Origin of the sequence: Comamonas endophytica, from assembly GCF_023634805.2 — a bacterium.
In the GTDB taxonomy this organism is placed as follows: domain Bacteria; phylum Pseudomonadota; class Gammaproteobacteria; order Burkholderiales; family Burkholderiaceae_C; genus Comamonas; species Comamonas endophytica.
In genome coordinates this window covers 389,834-411,287 of sequence record NZ_CP106882.1, presented here as the reverse complement: position 1 = coordinate 411,287, position 21,454 = coordinate 389,834, and the positions used below count along the sequence as shown (strand labels likewise).

Below are 21,454 nucleotides of genomic sequence, written 5' to 3'. Positions count from 1 at the left end.
GTCGGCGGCTAGCTGTGCCCCAGCACGGGGCGCGGTTCGTAGCCGCTGTCGAGCTCGGCGACTTCCTGCGGCGTGAGCGCCACGGCCATGGCGCGCACCGCCTCCTCGATCTGCCGCGGCTGGCTGGCCCCGACGACGGGGGCGCTCACGCCCTTGTGCAGCAGCCAGGCATAGGCCAGCGTGGCCGCGCTCTCGCCCCTGGCGGCGGCCAGCGCATGCAGCCGCGCGCGCGTGTCCAGGTCGGCCTGCCGGCCGTAGAAGCGCTGGGTGGTGGTGTCCGCGGCGCTGCGCGCCGAGCCGCTGCCGGCCTCGCCGGCCGCACCGCCCTGCGCCGCCAGGAAGCCGCGCGCCAGCGGGCTCCACGGCAGCAGCGCCACGCCCGCGTCGCGGCACAGCGGAATCATCTCGCGCTCTTCCTCGCGGTAGATGAGGTTGTAATGGTTCTGCATGCTGATGAAGCGGCTCCAGCCGTGTTCGCGCGCCACCTGCTGGAGCTTGGCGAACTGCCAGGCCCACATGCTGCTCGCGCCCAGGTAGCGCACCTTGCCGGCCTTGACCACGTCGTGCAACGCTTCCAGCGACTCCTCCAGCGGCGTGGCGGGATCGAAGCGATGGATCTGGTAGAGGTCGATGTAGTCGACGCCCAGGCGCTGCAGCGACGCATCGACCGCATGCAGGATGCGCTTGCGGCCCAGCCCGTCCTTGTTCGGGCGGCGGCGGAATGTCGCCGCCGCGTCGCCCTCGAAGGCGATATCCACCGGGTTGAACACCTTGGTGGCGATCACCGCTTCCTCGCGCCGGCTGCCCGGGAAGAACTGCGCGAGCAGTTTTCCCGTGACCACTTCGCCCTCGCCGCCGGAGTAGGTGTCGGCGGTGTCGAAGAAGTTGATGCCCAGTTCCACGGCCTGGCGAAACAGCGGGCGCGCGGCCGGCTCGTCGAGCACCCAGGAGCGCCACGCCGGCGTGCCGAAGTTCAGCGTGCCCAGGCAGATCCTGGAAACCTCCAGGCCCGAATTTCCAAGACGGACGTACTGCATGCAGGCCCCGGCGGTGCTTATTGCGGCTCGACGCCCGCGGCCTTCAGGATCGCGCCGTAGTTCGCGGAGTCCTTGCGGATCATTTCCGCCATCTCCTGCGGCGTGCCGCCGATCGGGTCGAGGCTGAACTCGGCGAATTTGCGGCCGACCTCGCCCTTGAGCGCCTTGTTGAGCTCGGCGTTGAGCCGCTCGACGATGGCCGGCGGCGTGCCGGCCGGCGCCGTCAGCCCGATCCAGGTGATCGAGTCGAAGCCCGGGAAGCCGGATTCGGCCACTGTCGGCAGATCGGGCACCAGCGCAGAGCGCGTGGCGCTGGTGATGGCGATGGCGCGCAGCTTGCCGTTGCGCTCCTTGGCGTAGGGCAGGGCGGTGGGCGAAGTCTCGAACATCGCCTGGATCTGCCCGGCCAGCAGGTCGTTCATCGCCGGCGCGCCGCCCTTGTAGGGCACGTGCAGCATGTCGAGGCCGGCGGCGCCGGTGAACTGGCGCGCGGCGATGTCCTGGCCGGTGCCGATGCCGGCGTTGCCGATGTTGATCTTGCCGGGCTGCGACTTCGCCAGCTTGACCAGGTCCTGCACGCTGTTGACCGGAATCGAGGGGTGCACCAGCAGGATATTGGGCTGGTTGACCAGGCGGATCACGGGCGTGAGGTTCTTTTGCGAATCAAAACCGGGGCGCTTGTAGAGGAACTGGTTGGCGGTGAGCACGCCCGAGCTGCTCACGAACAGCGTCTGGCCGTCCGGCTTGGCATTGGCCACCGCGGTCGCACCGATATTGCCCGAGGCGCCGGGCTTGTTGTCCACCACGAAAGGCTGGCCCAGCGCGTCGCCCAGATGCTTGCCGATGGCGCGCGCCACCATGTCGACGCTGCCGCCCGGCGGGAAGGGCACGACCAGCGTCACCGGGCCCTTGGGATAGGCCGGCTGCGCTCCTGCCAAGCCGGCCACGGCCAGCAAGGGCAGCGCCAGCAGGCTGCGGCGAAAGAGGCTCTTGATGCAAACGGTATGAACTGACGACACGATGGACTCCTGGGGATGGATGGGAAAACCTGGTCTGCTGTCGAACGCGTGCGGGTGGCGCGCTAGGCCGCGGCCTTCGCTGCCTGGATGGCTTTCTCGATCACCTGGGTCGAACCCATGATGTCCGGGTACTTCTCCCCTGCATCGATGCGCGCGAGCGTTTTCTTCTCGTCGCGCATCATCTGCAGCGCACGCGTGGCGCTGGCTTCGATGTCGGCGGCCGGCAGCACGAGAACGCCGTTCTCGTCCGCCAGCACCGCATCGCCCGGCACCACGGAGACGCCACCGCAAGTTACGTGCCCGCAGAACTCGCCGCCCAGGCCGAGCGTCTTGACGGTCACCGCCGAGGTGCCGCGCGACCAGACCGGCACGCCGTACTGGCGCAGCTCGCCCAGATCGGTCACCAGCCCGTCCACGATGATCCCCACCACGCCGGCGGCACGCGCCGCATAGGCCACCGCGCCGCCCAGCGCGGCAATGGATTCGTCGCCGCAGCGGTCGATGATCAGGAAGTCGCCGGGGCGGGCCTGCCCCACGGCGTAATGCACCATCGCGCCGTCCATGCCAGGGGCGCGCACGGTCACCGCGGTGCCGGAAATGCGGCGGTCCTGGAAATGCGCCTTGATCGCCGGGCTCATGAAACCGGTGTAGCGGAAGTGCCCGATGACGGCGGGTTCGGCCTGCGCCAGCAGGGTCAGCAACGCGGGGTCGATGGGCGCGGGCAGAGGATGGAGTTGGTACATGGCTGGCTCATGAAATTGAATCAGTGCTCAATTTATCAGCCGGTTTTGTGTCAGGAAAACGCCTTATTTGAGCAATAGTTGATAAGATTTTTGAATCATGAGAACCACCCTGCGCCAGCTCGAAGCCTTTTTCTGGACCGCCAAACTGGGCAGCATCCATGCCGCGGCCGAGCACCTGAATTTCAGCCAGCCGGCGATCTCCAGCCGCATCAAGGAACTGGAAGCGGCGCTGAACCTGCGGCTGTTCACGCGCGAGAAGCAGCGCGTGCAGCTGACCCACGACGGCCGCCACGCGGTGACGCTGGCGGAGCGGGCGCTGGGCGCGGCGCACGACTTCGAGCGCATGGGGCGCACCGGCCCGCCGCTCGAGGGCGTGCTGCGCCTGGGCTCGGACGAATCGACGGCGATGGTGGCGCTGTCGGAGATCCTGCAGCAGCTCAAACGCCGCCATCCCCGGCTGGTGGTCGAGATCACGATGGATGTGGGCAGCGTGCTGCAGGAAAAGCTGCGCCGGCGGCAGATCGACATCGCGCTGCACACCTATTCCGGCTCGGCCGCGCATGTGACGGACCAGCTGCTGGGCTGGGTCGATTTCGCCTGGATCGCGTCCGCCGAGATGCCTATTCCGGACGGTCCGTTCACGCCGCGGATCGCCTCCCGGCTCCCATTGGTCACCAACTCGCCGCCATCGACGCTCAACTCCATCGTCCACCGCTGGCTGCGCAGCGCCAATATCGAAGGCGCGAGCATCAATTCATGCAATTCGCTGTCGCTGATGCTGCGCCTGGTGCGCGAGCGGCACGCCATTGCCGTGCTGCCGCTGCCGGTCCTGCGCGAGCATCTGGCCAGCGGCGAGCTGCGCTGCCTGCCCGCCTCGCCGGCCATCGCCAATGTGGCGTACTACGCCTCGTATGTCGCCGACGAGGCCGACCAGGGCACGGCCATCGTCATGGAGACGGCCCGAAGCGTGCTGATCGAGAAGCGCTTTTTCGTGAAGCTGCCGGACGGGGAGCTGCTTCCTGCGTTCGAGCCGTGAGCAGGGCGCTCACTCCAGCTTGACCCCCGTGGTCTTCACCACGTTGCGCCATTTCTCCACGTCATTTTTGATGTCCTGCGCAAACGCGTCCGGGGTGCTGGCCAACGGCTCGGCGCCCAGGTCGCGCAGCTGTTTTGCCACCTCTGGTGTGCGTATTGCCTCGGCCACGGCGGACTGCAGCTTGTTGAGCACCTCCCTGGGCGTTCCCGCCGGCGCCAGCAGGCCGAACCAGCCCGAGACCTCGTAGCCGGGCACGCCGCTCTCGGCCACCGTGGGAATGTCCGGCGCACCGGGCCAGCGCTGGGCGGTGGTCACGGCCAGCGCGCGCACCTTGCCGCTTTTCACGAAGGCAATGCTCGAGGGCAGGTTGTCGAAGCCGATCTGCACCTGGCCGCCCAGCAGGTCGGCCAGCATCGGCGCGGCGCCCTTGTAGGGCACGTGCATCATGTCGGTGCCGGTCATCATCTTCAGCAGCTCGGCGCTCATGTGCGGCGAGCCGCCGGCGCTGGTCGAGCCGAAGTTGATCCTGCCGGGCTGCGCCTTGGCCAGCTTGAGCAGGTCGGCCAGCGTCTTCACCGGCACGTTGTTGTTGGCAATGATGATGTTGGGCGTGCTGGCGACCACGGTGACGGGCGCGAAGTCCTTGACCGCGTCGTAGGGCAGGTTCTTCTGCACCGCCGAGTTGATGCCGTGCGAGCTGGCCGTCCCCATCACCAGGGTGTAGCCGTCGGGCGCCGCCTGCGCCACGGCCTGCGCGCCAATGGCGCCGCTGGCGCCGGCGCGGTTCTCCACGACGAAGGGCTGCTTGAGGCGTTCGGTCAGCTGATTCGCCGTGAGGCGCGCGATGATGTCCGTCGTGCCGCCGGCCGGGTAGGGCACGATCAGGCGCACCGGCTTGGACGGGTAGGCGGCCTGCGCCAGCGCCGCCGTGGAGCCAGCGGCGAGGCACAGCGCGATAACAGGGCGCAGCAGGCTTTTCTTGCTCGTTGTGAACATGTGCTTGTCTCCTTGATTCTTGTTTTGTCGCGCTGCCTCAGGCCGGCTGGCGCTGGCGCAGGCGGGGCAGCAAGGCTTCGGGTACCTCGATCTCGAAGCCCAGGATCGCGGCCGACAGCGCCTTGCCGTAATTGTCCAGCGCCAGGCTGCGCGAGACGCCGCCGCCCAGCGCCCCGTGGGCGACGAAGTTCAGCGCATGGATGTTCCCGGCTTCGTAGCGCAGCACCTCGCCGGTGATCGCCTCGCGGTGGAAGGCTTTGAAGCGCTCGGCCGTGAGCTGCTCCCTGAGCAGCGGATACAGCTCGGGTTCATAGGCGAAGACAGCGATATTGGAAGTATTGCCCTTGTCGCCCGAACGCGTGTGGGCAACCTGCTCGAGCCGGACTTTCTGGGTGGACATGGAGTGCTCCTTCGCTCAGCTGGTGAAATGGACGATCTGCGCCTGGACCTGCTCGCGCGGCACCAGCGACGACCATACGCCGATGACTTCGCGCGTGCGCTCCTGGTGCGGCACGCGCTTGCCGGTATGGGCCACGCCGGAGACGGCCATGCCATCGACCTCGCGGCCGACCTTCAGCGCCTGCTCGCGCGTCTTGGTGCGCGCGGCCACGCGCACTGCCACCTCGTAGGGCTCGGGGGCGTCGGGCGGCGTGGCGGCGCCGTGGATCGCGTTCAGCCCGAGGAAATCGATGCGCAGGTCCTCGGCCTCGAGCTTCACGATCTTGAAGCGCTCCTCCAGGATCTTCCTTGCCAGCTGCGCGCGGCGCAGCGCGCCCGGGCCGGCGTAGAAGAACATGTCCTCGCCGATGAAGCCCTCGGTGCAGCCCATGGACACCTTGAGCGTCGGCGTGCGCGGTTTTCCCGTGAGGCCGGTGACGCGCACGCGGTCCGGGGCGATCTGCTCGAGCTTCGACTGTGTGAAGTCCACCACCACATCGGGCGTGAGGTAGTTGGCGGGGTCGTGCACCTCGTAGAGCATCTGCTCCTTCACCGTCTGCAGCGTGACCGCGCCGCCGGAGCCCGCGACCTTGGAGATCACCACGCTGCCATCGGGCTCGACCTCGGCAATGGGAAAGGCGAAGTTCCAGGGATCGGGCACGTCCTTCAGGCCGGGGTCGCTGAAATAGCCGCCCGTGACCTGCGCGCCGCACTCCATCAAATGGCCGATGCCATTGCCCGCGCCCAGCTTCTCGTGGTCGAGCGCGTCCCAGCCGAACTCGTGCATCATCGGCGCCAGGAACAGCGAGGGGTCGGCGACACGGCCCGTCACCACGATCTGCGCGCCCTCGCGCAGCGCCTGTACGATCGGCTCGGCGCCCATATAGGCTTCCGCGGAGATCAGCGTGTCCTTGAGGGTCGCCGTCGGCTGGCCGTTTTCCATGATCGTCGGCGCCAGCGCCAGCACGCGCTCGGTGATCAGGCTGCCGCCCACCGCCGCCACTTTCACGCCCGAAATGCCCAGCTCGCGCAGCAGCTCGACGATGCGCTCGGCCGCGCCCTGCGGATTGATCCATCCCTGGTTGGAGATGATCTTCGTGCCCTGGCGCATGCAGCCCGGCAGCACGGCGCGCATGCGGTCGTCGAGATAGGTGTCGTAGCCGGCAAAGCCCGGGTCGCGCCGCGCGCGCACCTGCGCCGCGGACACCGTGGCCTCGGCCATGGTCTCGAAGCACAGATAGTCGAGCTCGCCTTGTTCCGCATTCAAGCCCGCGGGCTCGACGCGGTCGCCCCACCAGGCCGCGCCCGAGCCGATGCGCAGCGTCTTCTGTCGTTTTGCCTGTTCACTCATTGCTTTTGTCTCCTTTGGTGCCGTCTGGACGGTTTTTTCATTCTGAAGAGCAAGCAAAGCTAGGGCAATCGAGCATCGCGCTCAGCGCCTGTGAATCGGTTTCACAGCTAAGCTTGGACGCGGAGACAAAACAACCAGAGGGCCACGTACGCTCATGGACAACAAATACGCCGAGCTCACGGTTTTTCTCAGCGTCGTCGAGGAAGGCAGCTTTTCCGCGGCCGGGCGCCGGCAGGCGCTGTCGCCCTCCGCCGTGAGCAAGCTGGTGGCGCGGCTGGAGGCGCGGCTGCAGGTGCGGCTGTTCGAGCGCATCGGCGGCGCGATCCGGCTGACGCAGGAAGGCGAGCGCTTTCGCGCCGCGGCCACGCAGGTGGTGCAGGCCATGCGCGACGCGGAAAACGCGGTCAATGTCGCCGACTGCGATATCTCGGGCGTGGTGCGCATCAATACCGCGCTCACCACGGCGAAGTACCTGATCGCGCCGCGCCTGCCGCTGCTGTTCGAGAAGCACCCCAAGCTGCAGCTGGACTTCGTGCTCGGCACCGAGCGCGCGGACTTCATGAAGCAGGGCATCGACGTCGCCATCCACAGCGGCCGGCCCACCGAACTGTCGCTGGTCGGCCGGCCGCTGATGCTGCGCCCCTGGGTCATTGCCGCCGCGCCCGAATACCTGGCGGCGCACGGCATGCCGCAGCGGCCCGAGGACCTGCTGCGGCACCGCTGCCTGAACTTTTCCATCCGCACGCAATGGAACCGCTGGACCTTCCATGACGCCAGCGGCCTCAAGACCATCGACATTCCCAGCCAGATCAGCTCCAACCAGGGCGAGCTGCTGCGCACGCTGGCGCTGCTCGGGCTGGGCGTGGTGCGGCTGGCGCATTTCAATATCGCGGCGGAACTGGAAGCAGGGCGGCTGGTGGCGCTGCTGGGCGATTTCCAGGAGCGCAGCGAGGAGGACCGCTTCTATCTGCTCTATCCGCATGGGCGCTCGCTGGCGCCGCGGGTGCGCGCGGTGGTGGATTTCCTGGCGCAGCAGTTCGCTGTCGAGCAGGGCCAGCGGTAGAAGTTTCAGCCAGCAAAACTTCTGCGCAAGTTTTTGACCTGCCATGGCGCGGGCCCTATATTTTTTCCATCAACACGGTTTCATTCCAAGAAACAAGGATGCCTGTGCAGGAGAAAGCCCCGGAGCGCAAGAAGTCGATCATGACCCGGCTGCCCGGCAGCAGCATTTCGTCAGTCGAGCGTGCCATGCGCGTGCTGCGCGTCATGTCCGAGGGCACCAATACCCGGCTGACGGATATCGCCGCCGCCGCCGACCTGGACAAGGCCACGGCGCTGCGATTGCTGGAGATGCTGGTGCGCGACGGCTTTGTCGTGCGCGACCCGGCCAGCAAGCAGTTCGCGCTCGGGCCCGAGCTGATGGTGCTGGGCGCGGCGGCGCTGCGGCGCTTCGATCCGCGGCCGCTGGTGCGGCCCAGCGTCATGCGGCTGGTCGGCCAGTTCGAGGACAGCGTGGTGCTGTCGATCCCGAGCGGCATCGAGTCGCTGTGCATCGAGGTCGAAGAGGGCAGCTACCCGATACGCGCCAACTACCTGCGCGTGGGCAGCCGCCGGCCGCTGGGCGTGGGGGCGGGCAGCCTGGCGTTGCTGGCCTGGATGCCGCAGGCCGAGCGCGAGGCGGCGCTGGAGGTGCTGCTCACCCAGCTGCAGCGCTATCCGCGCATCGACGCGAAGTTGCTGCACGAGCGCATCGACCAGGCGCGCGAGAAAGGCTACGCCGTGCTGCTGGACGTCGTTGTGGAGCGCATGGGCGGCATCGCCGCGCCGATCTTCGCGCCCGATGGCAAGCCGGTGGCGGCCATCAGCATTGCGGCGCTCAACGAACGCATTCTTTCGCGCGAGGCGCAGCTGGCGCAGGCGCTGCAGCACGAAGCGCGCATCTGCCAGGTGCGCTGGGCGGAAGCGGCCGGTGCGGGCGCCGGGCAAACCGCGACGAAACCCAGGGCACCCGCCCAAAGAACCAAGAAGACAGGAGACTGATCCATGACCACATACCCGCAGTCCTATCTGCGCGGCGCGGGTGGCACGGCCTTTGGCCGCCACGAGGGGCAGGGGGCGCTCGATCTCATGGCCCAGGCCAGCGCGCAGGCGCTGTCCAGCGCCCGGCTGGAGCATGCCGAGATCGACGGCGTGCTTTGCGGCTACGCGACGACGCTGCCGCATCTGATGCTGGCCACGCTGTTCTGCGAACGCTTCGCGCTCAAGCCCGACTATGCGCACAGCATACAGCTGGGCGGCGCCACCGGCGCGGCGATGCTGATGGCGGCGCGCGAGCTGGTGCGCTCGGGGCGCTGCCGCAACGTGCTGGTGGTGGCGGGCGAGAACCGGCTGTCGGGGCAGTCGCGCGACAGCTCGATCCAGACGCTGGCGCAGGTCGGCGATCCCGACTACGAGGTGCCCAACGGCGCTTCGGTGCCGGCGTACTACGGGCTGATGGCCTCCGAATACATGCACCGCACGGGCGTCACCAGCGAGGACCTGGCCGGGTTCGCGGTGCTGATGCGCCGCCATGCCGCGATGCATCCCGGCGCCCATCTGCGCGAGCCCATCGGCGTGCAGGACGTGCTGGCCAGCAAGCCGATCGCGGCGCCGCTGACGCTGCTGGACTGCTGCCCGATCTCGGACGGCGCAATGGCGCTGGTCGTCTCCGCCACCCCGGGTGCGCAGGGCGCCGTGCGCCTTGTCGGCGCGGGCCAGGCGCACCGCCACCAGCACCTCACGGCCATGGCCGACGTGCTGCAGTGCGGCGCCGGCCATGCCGCGCGGCAGGCGCTCAGGGAGGCGGGCATGGCGCCGGCCGATTTCGACTATCTCGGCGTCTACGACTCCTTCACCATCACGCTGGTGATGCTGCTCGAGGAAATCGGCTTCGCGCCCCGCGCCGGCGCGGCCGAGCTGCTGCGCGCGGGGCATTTCTCGCGCGACGGGGCGCAGCCGCTGAACACGCACGGCGGGCTGCTGTCCTATGGGCACTGCGGCGTGGCCGGGGGCATGGCGCATGTGGTGGAGGCTTGGCGCCAGATGTGCGGCCAGGCCGGCGAGCGCCAACTGGCGAAGACGCCTTCGCGCGCGTTCATCCATGCCGATGGCGGCGTGATGTCCTCGCATGTGAGTCTGGTTCTGGCACGCGAGGAGTGATCAGCATGGCAGCCCTTTCCAAACCCTTTGTCGACGGCCTCGATGCGCAGGTCGTGCGTTACCAGCATTGCCTGCAGTGCGGCCAGGCGCAGACGCTGGCGCGCCATGCCTGCCAGGAGTGCGGCAGCCAGGCGCTCGAATGGCTCGATGCGAGCGGCGCTGCCACCGTGCGCGCCGCGGCGGTGGTCTCGCGCGCGCCTTCCGATGCCTTCCGCGCGCTGGCACCCTACACGCTGGTGATCGCCGAGCTCGACGAGGGCCCGCGCCTGATGGGGCATGCCGATGCCGGCATCGCCATCGGCACCCGCGTGAAGGCGCATTTCTTCAGGCACCAGGAGCGCACGCTGGTGCGCTTCGCTGCGATCGAATAGACGATTTCCCCGGCTTTGCTCATCCATAAGAACCCAAGGAGACAAGACATGCCATTCGCTATTTATTCGCCTTCGCGCCGCGCCTTCTGGCTGGCCGGCGCTGCCCTGGCAACGCTGCTGTGCGCGCCGCTGGCGCATGCCGGCAGCGACTATCCCAACAAGCCGATCAAGCTGGTCGTGCCCTATCCGCCGGGCGGGCCCACCGATATCGTGGCGCGCGTCGTGGCGCAGAAACTCTCCGAGCGCCTGGGGCAATCCATGGTCATCGAGAACCGGCCGGGCGCGGGCGGCAACCTGGGCGCCGAGGCCGTGGCGCGCAGCCCCGCCGATGGCTACACGCTGGTGGTGGCGACCACCGCGCATGCGATCAACCCCTCGCTGTTCTCCAAGCTCGGCTATTCCATCACCAAGGACCTGGCGCCGATCTCGCAGCTCACCGCCGGGCCGCTGGTGATCGTTGCCACGCCCAGCCTCGCGGCAAGCAACGTGAAGGAGCTGATCGCGCTGGCGAAGACCAAGAGCGGCGGCATCAACTACGCCTCCTCGGGCAATGGCCAGTCGACGCATCTGTCGGCGGAGCTGTTCAACGCCATGGCCGGCGTGAAGATGAACCACATCCCCTACAAGGGCAGCGCCCCGGCGCTCACCGACGTGATGAGCGGGCAGGCCGACGTGATGTTCGACACCATGCTGTCCGCCATGCCCTTCGTCAAGGGCGGCAAGCTCAAGGCGATCGCCGTCACCAGCGCCCAGCGCTCGCCCAGCGCACCCGACATTCCCACGGTGGCGGAATCCGATCTGCCCGGCTTCGAGGCGATTGCCTGGAACGGCCTGATGGCGCCGGCCGGCACGCCCAGGGAAGTCATCGACAGGCTCAATGCCGAGCTGAAGAAGGTGCTCGAGTCGCCTGACGTGAAGCAGCGCTTCGATGCGCAGGGCTTTGCGGCGCAGTGGAACACGCCCGCCAACTTCAACAGCTTCGTCCAGAGCGAGGTCGAGAAATGGGCCAAGGTGGCCAAGGCTTCGGGCGCCAAGCTCGACTGATCCAGCGCATCGACGCAGCCGGCAGCGGGGCCTGGGCAGGCCCGATGGCTGGCTGCGCTCCAAGACAACCCCCAACGAACCCCAGCACATGACGGACCTCCTCCAAACCGCACTCGACCCGCGCTCGGTCGCCATCGTCGGCGCCTCCGACAACATCCACAAGATCGGCGGCCGGCCCATCTACTACATGCAGAAGTACGGCTTCCAGGGCAGCATCTATCCGATCAACCCGAACCGCCCGGAAATCCAGGGCCGCACCGCCTACGCCACGCTGGCCGACCTGCCCGAAGTGCCCGAGCTGGCGCTGGTGGTGGTGAGCGGCGAGCAGGCGGTGCGCACGGTGGAGGAGTGCGCCGCGCGCGGCGTGAAGTCCGCCGTCATCATCGCCTCGGGATTTGGCGAGACCGGAGAGCAGGGCAAGGAGCTCGAGCGCCACATGCTGGGCGTGGCGCGCGGCGCCGGCATGCGCCTGTACGGCCCCAACACCCAGGGTTTGGCGAACTTCGGCACCGGCGCGATTGCCGGCTTCTCCACCATGTTCCTGGAGGTGCCGCCGATGGACGGGCCGATCGGCATCGTCAGCCAGAGCGGCGGCATGAGCGCCATGAGCTACGGGCTGCTGCGCGGCCGCGGCCTGGGCGTGCGCCATGTGCATGCCACGGGCAACGAGGCCGATGTCACCGTGGGCGAGCTGGCGCTGGCGGTGGCGCACGACCCGGATGTGAAGTTGCTGCTGCTCTATCTGGAGAACATCGCCCGCCCCGAGCTGCTGGCGCGGGCCGCCGCCGTGGCGCGCGAGCGCGACGTGCCGATCATCGCCATCAAGGCCGGGCGCACGGCCGGCGGCCAGCGCGCCGCCTCCTCGCACACCGGCTCGCTGGCCAACGAGGACCGCACGGTCGATGCCTTCTTCAGGCACCACGGCATCTGGCGCGTGCGCGATCCGCACGAGCAGGCGCGCGCGGCGCAGGCCTACCTCAAGGGCTGGCGGCCCGAGGGCCGGCGCCTGGTGGTGATCAGCAACTCGGGCGCGAGCTGCGTGATGGGCGCGGACGCCGCCGACGACGTGCGCCTGCCGCTGGCCGAGCTGTCGCCGGCCACGCAGCAGGCCGTGGCGGCCAAGCTGCCGGGTTTCGCCACCACGCACAATCCCATCGACATCACGGCGGCGCTGCTGTCGAACAGCGGCCTGTTCAGCGATGTGCTGCCAGCGGTGGCCAGCGACCCGGCGGCCGACATGTTCTTCATCAACATTCCGGTGGCCGGCGCCGGCTACGACGTGGAGCAGTTCGCGCGCGACACGGCGGCCTTCGAGCTCGCGGCTGGCAAGCCGGTGGCGGTGGCGGCGTGGCAGGAATCGGTGGCCGCCGCCTTCCATGCCCAGAGCGTTGCCACCTTTCCCAATGAAGGCGACGCCCTGGGTGTGCTGGCGCAGGTGGCGGACCACACCGCGCTGATGCGGCGGCCGCGCGCACAGGCCGGTGACCTGGCTGCCGTGGAGCTGCCGGCCGATGCTGGCGACGGTTTCCTCAACGAAGCGCAAAGCCTGGAGCTGCTGGCGCGGCATGGCGTGCCGACCATTGGCATGCGGCTGTGCAAGAGCGCCGAGGAGGCCCGCGAGGCCTTCGATGCGATCGGCGGCCCGGTCGTGGTGAAGGCCTGCTCGGCCGAGGTGCCGCACAAGTCCGAGCATGGGCTGGTGGCGCTGGACGTGGCCTCGCGCGAACAGGCGGGCGAGCTGTTCACGCAGTTCTGGCGGAAGATGGACAGCATGCAGGTGGCGCGCGACGGCGTGATCGTCGCCGCGATGCACAGAGGCCAGCATGAATTCATGATCGGCGCGCGCTGGGACCCGGTGTTCGGCCCGGTGGTCGTTGTTGGCGACGGCGGCAAGTACGTCGAGGCGCTCAAGGACTGCGCGGTGCTGCTGCCGCCGTTCAGCGCCCAGGAGGTGCAGCAGGCGCTGCGCGGGTTACGCATCGCGCCGCTGCTGGAAGGGGTGCGCGGTGACCCGGCACTCGATGTCGCGGCACTGTCCGAGATGGCGGTGGCGGTGGGCAATGTGATTGCCGGAGCGCGCGGGCGCATTGCCTCGCTGGACCTGAACCCGGTGATGGTCGGCGCGCGCGGCAAGGGGGCGCTGGTGGTGGATGCGCTGGTCGAGCTGGGAAGCGGCGCCGAGTGAGCCCAGGCGGGCCCCAAGGCTCAGGCCTTGGTTTGCCCCGCCTTGCGCAGCACCAGCGCGCGCACATGGCCCACATGCGCCATGCCGGCGGCATCGGCCTGGTCCTGCGCGCCCGCCAGCACCGCCCGGGCAATGGCCTGGTAGTCGCGCAGCCGCAGCTTCTGCAGGCCCGGCAGCCGGTATTGCGCATAGACGATGGGCATCTGGATCGCCGGAAACAGCCGCTGCAGCTCGGCGCTGCCCGACAGCGCCAGCAGCGCGCGGTAGAAATGGCGCCGCCCGCGCGCGAAGCCATCGGCATCCTCGGCGGCATCCGCTTGCGCAAGCTGCTCCAGGGCGGCAGCGAGGGGCGCGCCCTGCGCTGCATCGGCCAGCCCGCGCGCCGCGGTGCGCGCCAGCAGCCCGGTCATGCGCTCGGCGACGTCCAGCACGTCCAGCGTCTGCTGCAGGGTCAGCAGCCGCACGGCCGCGCCGCGGTTGCGAAACAGATCGACGATGCCTTCGGCTTCCAGCCGCTGCAGCGCCTCGCGCACCGAATTGCGGCCCACGCCGTAGTGGCTGGCCAGCTCCATCTCCACCAGCCGCTGGCCGGGCACCAGCTCCTGGGCCTCGAGCGCGTTGACGACGCCGAAGAAGACACTGTCCGAGGCGCTGGCAGGCTCCTGGCGCAAGGCGGCGCTGGCATCGGCAAGGGTAGTGGACATCGCGGGATTTTACCGGGCCTGGTGGCGCTGTGCCGCCTGCCAGCCCAGTTCCGCCAGCGGTCCGGCCTTGCGCCCGGTCTCCACGGCATCGGCCGCCGCGGCGCTGCCGTCGGCCGCGCGCTGGGCGATGCCGTAGAGGATGGCCGCCATGCGGAACAGGTTGTAGGCGATGTAGAAATCCCAATGCGCGCTGGCGTCGCGCCCCGTGGCCTCGGCATACCAGCGCACGTACTCGCGCTCCTGCGGGATGCCCAGCGCCGCCAGATCCACGCCGCCGATGCCGCGCCACAGGCTGTGCGGAATGCGCCAGCCCATGCACTGGTAGGCCAGGTCCGCCAGCGGATCGCCCAGCGTGGACAGCTCCCAGTCCAGCACGCCAATGACCCGCGGCTCCTTCGCATCGAAGATCAGGTTGTCGAGCCGGTAGTCGCCATGCACCAGCGTGGTGGCATCACCCGGCGGCAGATGCGCGGGCAGCCAGTCCATCAGCCGCTGCATCGCGTCATTGACCGGCACGGCCGATTCGCGGCACTGGCGCGTCCAGCGCGCGATCTGGCGGCCGACGTAGTTGCCGGGCTTGCCATAGTCCCCGAGCCCCAGCGCCTGATGGTCCAGCGCATGCAGTGCCGCGATCACGCGGTTCATCTCGCGGTAGATCGCTTCGCGCTCGGCATTCGACATGCCGGGCAGGGCCTGGTCCATCAAGGTCCTGCCGGGCAGGAATTCCATGACATAGAAGGGCGTGCCCAGCAGGCTCGCGTCCTCGCAATAGCCGAGCATGCGCGGCACCGGTACCTCGGTGCCTTCGAGCGCCCGCATCACGCGGTATTCGCGGTCGATGGCGTGGGCCGAGGCCAGCAGCGCGCCCGCGGGCTTCTTGCGCAGCACATAGTCGCGGCCGGCGCCGGCCTGGATGCGGAAGGTGGGATTCGACTGGCCGCCGGCCAGCACGCTGACCTGCAGCGGCGTGCCGCCCGCCAGCCCCTGCGCGCGCAGATAGTCCGTCAGCGCCTCCAGCGCCAACCCATGGTTGTTATCGCTCATAGTCCGCTCACCAGATGGCCGCCATCGACCGCCACGCAGGCGCCCGTCATCGCGGCGCCGGCGTCGGAGGCGAGAAGCAGCAGCGGACCGTCGAGGTCCGTCAGCTGGCCGAAACGACGGCTGGGAATGCGCAGGCGCAGCTTCTCGCCCGCCGGGCTTTCCAGGAATTCGCGGTTGAGCTCGGTCGCCACATAGCCCGGCAGCAGCGCATTCACGCGGATGCCGTGGCGCGCCAGCTCGAGCGCCATCGCCTTGGTCGCCTGGATCACGCCGGCCTTGGAGATCGCATAGGGCGCGACACCGCCGCCCACGCGCGCGCCCAGGATCGAGGCCACGTTGACGATGGCGCCGCCCTTGCCGGCCGCCACCATGCGCCGCGCGCCCTCGGTCGCCACGAGCCAGTTGCCCTTGAGGTTGGTGTCCAGCACCTGGTCGAAGTCCTCCTCGGTCTGCTCGAGCAGCGCGCGCGTCACCGTGACGCCGGCGTTGTTGACGACCACATCCGGCACGCCCCATTCGCCGATCGCATCGAAACAGTCCCTGACGCTTTGCGCCCGGCCCACGTCCAGCGCATAGGCGCGCGCCGCGCCGCCGGCCCGGGTGATCTCCTCGACCAGCGACTGCAGCTTGTCGGTGCGCCGCGCGGCCACCGCCACCTGCGCGCCCGCGCCGGCCAGCAGCTTCGCGAAATGCATGCCCAGGCCGCTCGACGCGCCGGTCACCAGCACCCGCTTGCCCTGCAGGCTGAAAAGCTCGGCGGCGCTCATGCGTGGGCTCCCGCGGCGGCCTTCTCGGCCATGTGCACCAGCTTGCGCGCCATGCTCCAGCGGTGCACCTCGCTCGGGCCGTCATAGATGCGGAAGGCGCGCATGTCCATGAAGATGCGCATGACCGGGGTCTCCATCGTCACGCCCTGGCCGCCGAGCATCTGCACGCAGCGGTCCACGACGCGCCACTCGGCCTCGGAGCAGACCACCTTGGCGCGGCTCGATTCGAAGTTGCCTTTCTCGCCCTGGTCCAGCAGCCAGGCCGTGTGCCAGATGTGCAGGCGCGCGGTCTGCAGGTCCATGTCGTTGTCGGCCAGCATGAAGCCCACGCCCTCGTGCTCGGCCAGCGGCTTGCCGAAGGCCTGGCGTTTGCGCACATAGTCCAGCGCGATGTCGTGGGCGCGCCGCGCCTGGCCCAGCCAGCGCATGCAGTGCGTGAGGCGCGCCGGCGCGAGCCGCACCTGGGCATAGCGAAAGCCCTTGCCGACCTCGCCCAGCACATCGCTGGCGGGCACGCGCAGGTTGTTGAAGCGCAGCACGCCATGGCCGCCGGCAAAACAGGCGTCCATCGCATCCATGCTGCGCTCGAGCACGATCTCCGGACGGTCCATGTCGCTCAGGAACATGGTGGCCGAGCCGTCCTCCATGCGCGCCATGATGATCACGTAGTCCGCGCCCTCGGCGCCGGTGATGAACCACTTGGTGCCGCTGATGAGGTACTCGTCGCCGTCGCGCACCGCGGTGGTGGCCAGCATCGACGGATCGGCGCCCGCGCCGGGGGAGGGCTCGGTCATGGCGAAGCACGAGCGCGTGCGGCCCTCGACCTGCGGGCGCAGCCAGCGCTCCTTTTGCGCGGGCGTTGCCACTTCCTCCATCAGATGGATGTTGCCTTCGTCGGGCGCGTGGATGTTCAGCGCCGTGGGGCCGAGCCAGGAATAGCCGGCTTCCTCGAACACGGCGGCCTTGGCCACATGGCTCAGGCCCAGGCCGCCCATTTCCTTCGACGCGTGCGGCGTCAGCAGACCCGCGGCCCGCGCGCGCGCCACCAGCTCGGCGCGCAATTCAGGGCTGGGGCCATGCCCCGAATGGGTCTCGCTGGTTTCCAGCGGAATGACCTGCTCGGCAATGAAGCGCCGCGTGCGTTGCTGCAGCTCGGCGATCTCGGGAGGAAGTTGGAAGTTCATGGGACCTCACTGGGTATCGAGACGATTTTGTAGGATGATATGGTCCTGCAATACGCAGGGGTGTGCCCGATGTGACATCCTTCGCGCCTGGCTGCGAGATTGCTTTTTAGCTGCTAAAAATGGTGCCGGACACCACGTGGCTGGCTTGCATCCTCATGTCCTACAGCGAGCAGCGGCACAGTGCATTAAAAGTCCCAAGGACATCGAGCCTAGCGCCTGGCCGGGCCGGTGGAGAAACGTCACCTACACGCTGCTCGGGCAGGAGGCTCCATGGAAAAACGCCAGCCACGCATTTCTCGTCCACGCTTGCAACTCGATCTGGCGCTGCAGGGCGGCGGCGCACTGGGCGCCTTCACCTGGGGCGTGCTGGACCGCCTGCTGGAGGAGGAACACATCGACATCGGGCGCATCAGCGGCACCAGCGCCGGCGCCCTGAACGGCGCCGTGCTCGCCACCGGACTGGCGCGCGGCGGCAGGAAGGCGGCCCAGGAGCATCTGGCCTCGCTGTGGAACCAGGTGGCGCTGGCCGGCTCGATCATGACCTTCCTGATGCTGCCGCTGCGCAAGCCCGGCAGCCTGGGGCTGTGGGACGACCTGCATCCCCTCATATCGCCTTACCAGGCCAATCCCCTGGGCATGGCGCCGCTGCGCGCCATCCTCGATGGCGTGGTCGACGTGGAACTGCTGCGACAGGACGGCGCCGCGCCGCGCGTGCATGTCAACGCGGTGCACGTGCAGACCGGCAAGGGGCGCGTGTTCGGGCCGGCCGAGCTGAGCCTGGACGCGATTCTCGCCTCCGCCTGCGCGCCGCTGGTCTACCAGGCGGTACGCATCGAGGGCGAGGATTATTGGGACGGCAGCTACGTCGCCAATCCCTATCTCTGGCCGCTGTACGAGGGCAGGCACGATACCGACATCCTGCTGGTCGAGCTGATTCCCCCGCATCGCGCCGAGACGCCGATGTCGGCCAAGAACATCCTCAACCGCATCAACGAGATCACTTCCATCAACGGCCTGGTGGCGGAGCTGGCGGCGCTGCAGACGGTCAACCGCCATGCGCCCGGCGCCGATATCCGCCTGCATGCCGTGAGCATGCCGGCACAGCCCGCGGCGCCGCTGGGCAAGGAGCCGTCGGTCAAGCGCACCGTCGACCGCAACCTCTTCGAGATGCTGCGCCAGGACGGACGGCGCGCCTGCGAGGCGTGGCTTGCCGAGCATGGCACCAAGCTGGGGCGGCAGTCGTCCATCGATGTGGACGCGCATTATCTGCGGCCCTATGCGCAGCCCGGCGTCGGCGGCGCGGCCCAGATGGCATGCGGCGGACTGCAGACATGAACCTCGTCCAACTGCTGCTGCCGCTCTACGACAATGCGGGGCAGGCATTTCCACGCGAGCAGTACGCTGCCATTCGGTCGGAGCTGATCGAGAAACATGGCGGACTGACGGCCTATGCCCAGGCGCCGGCCACCGGACTCTGGATGGAGGATGGGGAACGCGTTTTCCGCGATGAAATCGTGGTGTATGAGGTAATGGTCGACCAGCTCGACCGCCACTGGTGGGCCGAATATAGGCGCCAGTTGGAAAAACGCTTTGTGCAGCGCGAATTGGTGATTCGGGTTTCAGCGGTTCAAATGCTTTGATGGATTAATTATTCCAATACCATGAGTGCCCTGATTTCTACTGCCATTCACGACTGGCATGCCCATGTCTATTTCGACGCCGCCAGCCGCGCACCGGCCTGGGCGCTGCGCGAGGCCATTGGCCAGCATCTGGCCGCTCAGGTGGAAATAGGCCGTTTCCATGAGAAGCCGGTCGGCCCGCATCCGATGTGGAGTTTCCAGCTGCGCATTCAGTCACAAGATTTTCTTTCAGTTCTCGAGTGGCTGGTGCTGCACCACGGTATGCTCGACGTCTTCGTGCATCCCAATACCGGGGACGGTCTGCGCGACCACCGTGACCACGCGCTGTGGATCGGAAAATCGCACATTCTGGACCTGGCATTGTTTGGTGCCAAGAACTGAAGCAGTTGCAGAGCCTTGCAATCACTGCTGGCCCATTGACGTTTTCTCCATTGCATTCTTGCAAGACAGCCAAGTCCCCATGAAAAGTTTGAAGGAATTGCTCGCCGAGCGCGCAGCCATTGAAAAAGCCATTGCCCAGGAAAAAAAGGTGGCAGAGGCGCAGGCGCTCAAGCAGGTGCATGAATTGATTGCCGAGTTCGGCTTCACCGCGCAGCAGGTATTCCCCTGGAAGGCGCCCAAGGCGCATGTGCCGGGCAAATATCTGGAGCCCAAGTCGGGCGCCACCTGGTCCGGCCGCGGCAAGCCGCCGGCATGGATCGCGGGCAAGGACCGCGACCAGTTCCTGATCCAGCCTGCGTCCGAGCCCGAGCCGCGTCAGGACGGGCCCTATCTGGCGGAGATGGCGGCACAGGCGGCGGCCCGCTCGGCCCGCTGAGTCGCGCACTGCAGCGCAGGCGGATGTACCGCCGCAGGCCGCCGCGGGCGCTGCGGCCGCGCCTCGAATTCACGGTGCTGCATACAATCCTGGATATCCATGCGACTGCCGCCGCTCAATCCGCTCAAAGTATTCCATGTGGTCGCGCGCACCCGGAACCTCACCCAGGCGGCCAAGGAATTGAATATCAGCCAGTCGGCGGTGAGCAAGCAGCTGCATGTGCTGGAGTCCTATCTCGGCATCGAGCTCTTCAGGCGCGAGCGCCACGGGATCGTGCTGACGCAGGCGGGATTGCGCTACGCGCAGGAGGTGTCGCCGGCCATGGATGCGATTGCCGGGGCCACCACCGAGATCATGCGCAGCGGTTCGGACCGCAAGCTGCGCATCCAGACCTACACCACCTTTGCCGCGAAGTGGCTGATACCCCGGCTGGCCTGCTTCAACCAGCGCCATCCGGATATCGCGGTGGTGATCACCAACTCGGTGAATGACGTGGACTTCGACCGCGACATGGTCGATCTGGCCATACAAATGGGCAACGGTGCCTGGCCGGGCAAGGAAGTGGATTTCCTGTTCGAAGACGTGATCGAGCCGGTATGCAGCCCGGAATTCTTCCAGCGGCACGCGCCCGAGGCCGAATATCCGCAGTCGCTGCTGAGAACCCGGCTGCTGATCTCGCATTACCGGCCCAGGGACTGGAGTACCTGGGGACGGCTGTGCCGCTACGAGCAGGAACTGCAGGGCACCGAGTCCATGCGTTTCAGCAGCTCGGTGCTGACCTGGCAGGCGGCGGTGGACGGCCTCGGGATCGCCATTGGCCAGACCGCCCTGCTGGTGGACGATCTCAAGAGCCGCAAGCTGGTGTCGCCTTTCCATCTGCCGGTGCGCACCGGGGCTTCCTACTATCTGGTGCGCCCGCAGCTGCAGCGCCAGTCTTCCAAGGTCACGGCCTTCCGCGACTGGATGCTGGAGCAGATTGCGCTGCAGTGAGGAACTCCTCCCGGCCTGCCGGGAATGTCATGCCGCCTTGAGCCAGCTGGTCAGCAGGGTATTGATGGCCTCGGGCCGCTCGTACTGCACCCAGTGGCCGGCGCCGGCCACAAGGGTCCAGTCGCGCGTGGGCTTGTCCTGGGCCAGGGCCTGCGCGGCTTCGGCCGGAACGGCCGTGACATCGTCGTCACCCCAGACCATGAGCACGGGCTGATCGACCTGCTGCAGCGTTTCGAGCAGCAAAGGACTGCGCGAAAAGGCCTTGCTGCGAAAGCGCGTGCGTTCACAGGACTGGCCGTGCACATACAGCGCCATCGCATCGGCTGGACCGGACAGCATGAAGGCCTCGAGGTTCTGCTGCAGGGCCTGCCAGCGCTGGGCTCCAGCCTGCGCACGCCAGTCGAGCAGCGGCCCCCGGTCGCGGCGCCTGCCGCCGTGGCCGGCGCAGCCCAGCAGCGCCAGACGCTGCAGGCGCGGCAGCTGCGGCGCCAGCAGGCCGGCCACCGCGCCGCCAAAGGAAAATCCGGCAAGGTGCAGCGGGCCCGCGGGCGCCAGATGCTCCACGCCCAGGCGCAGGCTGCGCACCAGCTGCGAAAGGCGCGCCGGGTCATGGGCGTCCAGCGCGAAGTCCTCCGAGTCGCCGAAGCCCGCGAGATCGGGCACGATCACGCGAAAGTGCAGCGCCAGCGCCTCGATGTTGCGGATCCAGTGCATCCAGGAGCCGTGGCCGCCATGGATCAGCACCAGCGGCGTGCCCTCGCCCCATTCGCGCCAGCGGGTCTCGCAGCCTCCGAGGTCGAGGGCATGGTGCGTTGCGCGGGCGTCGCAGGCGGCAACCAGCGTGGCGGCGGCTTCGGCCTCGTGGGGTGGAAATTGCATCGGGCGGTTTT

23 protein-coding genes are annotated in these 21,454 nt (G+C 68.1%); 12 read left to right on the top strand and 11 right to left on the bottom strand.

Going from position 1 to position 21,454, the window contains the following annotated elements:
- Positions 1–8: 8 nt before the first annotated feature.
- From M9799_RS18860 to M9799_RS18850, 3 genes are all read right to left on the bottom strand, one after another.
- The gene (locus M9799_RS18860; protein ID WP_231043700.1) at positions 9–1,037 is read right to left on the bottom strand and encodes an aldo/keto reductase; all 1,029 of its coding nucleotides are present in this window, start codon (positions 1,035–1,037) and stop codon (positions 9–11) included.
- A gap of 17 nt (positions 1,038–1,054) precedes the next feature.
- Positions 1,055–2,056 (bottom strand): Bug family tripartite tricarboxylate transporter substrate binding protein, encoded by a 1,002-nt coding sequence (locus tag M9799_RS18855; RefSeq protein WP_231043701.1) that lies wholly within the window; start codon positions 2,054–2,056, stop codon positions 1,055–1,057.
- Between the two features lie 62 nt (positions 2,057–2,118).
- Entirely contained in the window at positions 2,119–2,799 is a 681-nt protein-coding gene (locus tag M9799_RS18850; RefSeq protein WP_231043702.1) for an RraA family protein, read from the bottom strand.
- A 97-nt stretch (positions 2,800–2,896) separates the two neighbouring features.
- Here M9799_RS18850 and M9799_RS18845 point away from each other — a divergent pair, with 97 nt between their 5' ends.
- Positions 2,897–3,835, top strand: a complete 939-nt coding sequence (locus M9799_RS18845; protein WP_231043703.1) for a LysR family transcriptional regulator — start codon at positions 2,897–2,899, stop codon at positions 3,833–3,835.
- A 9-nt stretch (positions 3,836–3,844) separates the two neighbouring features.
- Here M9799_RS18845 and M9799_RS18840 read toward each other — a convergent pair whose 3' ends face one another.
- From M9799_RS18840 to M9799_RS18830, 3 genes are read right to left on the bottom strand one after another with little or no spacing between them, the layout of a single operon-like run.
- Positions 3,845–4,831: a Bug family tripartite tricarboxylate transporter substrate binding protein gene (locus M9799_RS18840; protein ID WP_231043704.1), complete on the bottom strand. Its 987-nt coding sequence runs from the start codon at positions 4,829–4,831 to the stop codon at positions 3,845–3,847.
- 37 nt (positions 4,832–4,868) lie between these two features.
- On the bottom strand, positions 4,869–5,231 hold the full coding sequence (locus M9799_RS18835; RefSeq protein WP_231043705.1) for an AtuA-related protein: 363 nt from the start codon (positions 5,229–5,231) through the stop codon (positions 4,869–4,871).
- A 15-nt stretch (positions 5,232–5,246) separates the two neighbouring features.
- On the bottom strand, positions 5,247–6,620 hold the full coding sequence (locus M9799_RS18830; protein ID WP_231043706.1) for an acyclic terpene utilization AtuA family protein: 1,374 nt from the start codon (positions 6,618–6,620) through the stop codon (positions 5,247–5,249).
- Between the two features lie 154 nt (positions 6,621–6,774).
- Between M9799_RS18830 and M9799_RS18825 the strand changes: the two genes are divergently transcribed.
- From M9799_RS18825 to M9799_RS18800, 6 genes are all read left to right on the top strand, one after another.
- On the top strand, positions 6,775–7,683 hold the full coding sequence (locus M9799_RS18825; protein WP_231043707.1) for a LysR family transcriptional regulator: 909 nt from the start codon (positions 6,775–6,777) through the stop codon (positions 7,681–7,683).
- Between the two features lie 98 nt (positions 7,684–7,781).
- Positions 7,782–8,660, top strand: coding sequence for an IclR family transcriptional regulator (locus M9799_RS18820; RefSeq protein WP_231043708.1), 879 nt, complete (start codon positions 7,782–7,784; stop codon positions 8,658–8,660).
- A 3-nt stretch (positions 8,661–8,663) separates the two neighbouring features.
- Positions 8,664–9,818: a thiolase family protein gene (locus M9799_RS18815; protein WP_231043709.1), complete on the top strand. Its 1,155-nt coding sequence runs from the start codon at positions 8,664–8,666 to the stop codon at positions 9,816–9,818.
- 5 nt (positions 9,819–9,823) lie between these two features.
- Positions 9,824–10,189, top strand: coding sequence for a Zn-ribbon domain-containing OB-fold protein (locus M9799_RS18810; RefSeq protein ID WP_231043710.1), 366 nt, complete (start codon positions 9,824–9,826; stop codon positions 10,187–10,189).
- A 48-nt stretch (positions 10,190–10,237) separates the two neighbouring features.
- Positions 10,238–11,233, top strand: a complete 996-nt coding sequence (locus M9799_RS18805; protein WP_231043711.1) for a tripartite tricarboxylate transporter substrate binding protein — start codon at positions 10,238–10,240, stop codon at positions 11,231–11,233.
- Between the two features lie 88 nt (positions 11,234–11,321).
- Positions 11,322–13,418: an acetate--CoA ligase family protein gene (locus M9799_RS18800; RefSeq protein WP_231043712.1), complete on the top strand. Its 2,097-nt coding sequence runs from the start codon at positions 11,322–11,324 to the stop codon at positions 13,416–13,418.
- 20 nt (positions 13,419–13,438) lie between these two features.
- On the opposite strand, the gene M9799_RS18795 is transcribed toward M9799_RS18800, so the two are convergent.
- Genes M9799_RS18795 through M9799_RS18780 form a run of 4 tightly spaced genes read right to left on the bottom strand, consistent with a single transcriptional unit; the run spans position 13,439 to position 17,117 of the window.
- Positions 13,439–14,122 (bottom strand): GntR family transcriptional regulator, encoded by a 684-nt coding sequence (locus M9799_RS18795; RefSeq protein ID WP_231043713.1) that lies wholly within the window; start codon positions 14,120–14,122, stop codon positions 13,439–13,441.
- A 9-nt stretch (positions 14,123–14,131) separates the two neighbouring features.
- Positions 14,132–15,166 carry a phosphotransferase family protein gene (locus M9799_RS18790; protein WP_231043714.1) on the bottom strand — a complete coding sequence of 345 codons (1,035 nt, stop codon included), beginning with the start codon at positions 15,164–15,166 and terminating at the stop codon, positions 14,132–14,134.
- Complete coding sequence (locus tag M9799_RS18785) at positions 15,163–15,933, bottom strand: SDR family NAD(P)-dependent oxidoreductase (protein WP_231043715.1); 771 nt, start codon at positions 15,931–15,933, stop codon at positions 15,163–15,165. Before M9799_RS18785 ends, M9799_RS18790 begins: the two co-directional genes overlap by 4 nt.
- Complete coding sequence (locus M9799_RS18780; RefSeq protein ID WP_231043716.1) at positions 15,930–17,117, bottom strand: acyl-CoA dehydrogenase family protein; 1,188 nt, start codon at positions 17,115–17,117, stop codon at positions 15,930–15,932. The genes M9799_RS18785 and M9799_RS18780 overlap by 4 nt, the downstream gene beginning before the upstream one ends.
- Before the next feature lie 270 nt (positions 17,118–17,387).
- On the opposite strand from M9799_RS18780, the gene M9799_RS18775 reads away from it, so the two are divergent.
- The 5 genes from M9799_RS18775 (at position 17,388) to gcvA (ending at position 20,564) form a co-directional block, all read left to right on the top strand.
- Complete coding sequence (locus M9799_RS18775; RefSeq protein ID WP_231043717.1) at positions 17,388–18,452, top strand: patatin-like phospholipase family protein; 1,065 nt, start codon at positions 17,388–17,390, stop codon at positions 18,450–18,452.
- Entirely contained in the window at positions 18,449–18,757 is a 309-nt protein-coding gene (locus M9799_RS18770) for a hypothetical protein (RefSeq protein ID WP_231043718.1), read from the top strand. The genes M9799_RS18775 and M9799_RS18770 overlap by 4 nt, the downstream gene beginning before the upstream one ends.
- 21 nt (positions 18,758–18,778) lie before the next feature.
- Positions 18,779–19,138: a DOPA 4,5-dioxygenase family protein gene (locus M9799_RS18765; RefSeq protein ID WP_231043719.1), complete on the top strand. Its 360-nt coding sequence runs from the start codon at positions 18,779–18,781 to the stop codon at positions 19,136–19,138.
- Between the two features lie 79 nt (positions 19,139–19,217).
- Positions 19,218–19,574: an H-NS histone family protein gene (locus M9799_RS18760; protein ID WP_231043720.1), complete on the top strand. Its 357-nt coding sequence runs from the start codon at positions 19,218–19,220 to the stop codon at positions 19,572–19,574.
- A gap of 93 nt (positions 19,575–19,667) precedes the next feature.
- Positions 19,668–20,564: a transcriptional regulator GcvA gene (gene gcvA, locus M9799_RS18755; RefSeq protein WP_231043934.1), complete on the top strand. Its 897-nt coding sequence runs from the start codon at positions 19,668–19,670 to the stop codon at positions 20,562–20,564.
- 27 nt (positions 20,565–20,591) lie between these two features.
- Here the strand turns inward: gcvA and M9799_RS18750 are convergent, their stop codons facing one another.
- Positions 20,592–21,443 carry an alpha/beta fold hydrolase gene (locus M9799_RS18750; RefSeq protein ID WP_231043721.1) on the bottom strand — a complete coding sequence of 284 codons (852 nt, stop codon included), beginning with the start codon at positions 21,441–21,443 and terminating at the stop codon, positions 20,592–20,594.
- Positions 21,444–21,454 lie beyond the last annotated feature (11 nt).

Bases quoted from the DNA above. Each gene is read 5' to 3' on its own strand.
- M9799_RS18860 (WP_231043700.1), bottom strand. From the start codon at position 1,037: ATGCAGTACGTCCGTCTTGGAAATTCGGGCCTGGAGGTTTCCAGGATC.
- M9799_RS18850 (WP_231043702.1), bottom strand. From the start codon at position 2,799: ATGTACCAACTCCATCCTCTGCCCGCGCCCATCGACCCCGCGTTGCTG.
- M9799_RS18845 (WP_231043703.1), top strand. From the start codon at position 2,897: ATGAGAACCACCCTGCGCCAGCTCGAAGCCTTTTTCTGGACCGCCAAA.
- M9799_RS18840 (WP_231043704.1), bottom strand. From the start codon at position 4,831: ATGTTCACAACGAGCAAGAAAAGCCTGCTGCGCCCTGTTATCGCGCTG.
- M9799_RS18835 (WP_231043705.1), bottom strand. From the start codon at position 5,231: ATGTCCACCCAGAAAGTCCGGCTCGAGCAGGTTGCCCACACGCGTTCG.
- M9799_RS18830 (WP_231043706.1), bottom strand. From the start codon at position 6,620: ATGAGTGAACAGGCAAAACGACAGAAGACGCTGCGCATCGGCTCGGGC.
- M9799_RS18825 (WP_231043707.1), top strand. From the start codon at position 6,775: ATGGACAACAAATACGCCGAGCTCACGGTTTTTCTCAGCGTCGTCGAG.
- M9799_RS18820 (WP_231043708.1), top strand. From the start codon at position 7,782: ATGCCTGTGCAGGAGAAAGCCCCGGAGCGCAAGAAGTCGATCATGACC.
- M9799_RS18815 (WP_231043709.1), top strand. From the start codon at position 8,664: ATGACCACATACCCGCAGTCCTATCTGCGCGGCGCGGGTGGCACGGCC.
- M9799_RS18810 (WP_231043710.1), top strand. From the start codon at position 9,824: ATGGCAGCCCTTTCCAAACCCTTTGTCGACGGCCTCGATGCGCAGGTC.
- M9799_RS18805 (WP_231043711.1), top strand. From the start codon at position 10,238: ATGCCATTCGCTATTTATTCGCCTTCGCGCCGCGCCTTCTGGCTGGCC.
- M9799_RS18800 (WP_231043712.1), top strand. From the start codon at position 11,322: ATGACGGACCTCCTCCAAACCGCACTCGACCCGCGCTCGGTCGCCATC.
- M9799_RS18795 (WP_231043713.1), bottom strand. From the start codon at position 14,122: ATGTCCACTACCCTTGCCGATGCCAGCGCCGCCTTGCGCCAGGAGCCT.
- M9799_RS18790 (WP_231043714.1), bottom strand. From the start codon at position 15,166: ATGAGCGATAACAACCATGGGTTGGCGCTGGAGGCGCTGACGGACTAT.
- M9799_RS18785 (WP_231043715.1), bottom strand. From the start codon at position 15,933: ATGAGCGCCGCCGAGCTTTTCAGCCTGCAGGGCAAGCGGGTGCTGGTG.
- M9799_RS18780 (WP_231043716.1), bottom strand. From the start codon at position 17,117: ATGAACTTCCAACTTCCTCCCGAGATCGCCGAGCTGCAGCAACGCACG.
- M9799_RS18775 (WP_231043717.1), top strand. From the start codon at position 17,388: ATGGAAAAACGCCAGCCACGCATTTCTCGTCCACGCTTGCAACTCGAT.
- M9799_RS18770 (WP_231043718.1), top strand. From the start codon at position 18,449: ATGAACCTCGTCCAACTGCTGCTGCCGCTCTACGACAATGCGGGGCAG.
- M9799_RS18765 (WP_231043719.1), top strand. From the start codon at position 18,779: ATGAGTGCCCTGATTTCTACTGCCATTCACGACTGGCATGCCCATGTC.
- M9799_RS18760 (WP_231043720.1), top strand. From the start codon at position 19,218: ATGAAAAGTTTGAAGGAATTGCTCGCCGAGCGCGCAGCCATTGAAAAA.
- M9799_RS18750 (WP_231043721.1), bottom strand. From the start codon at position 21,443: ATGCAATTTCCACCCCACGAGGCCGAAGCCGCCGCCACGCTGGTTGCC.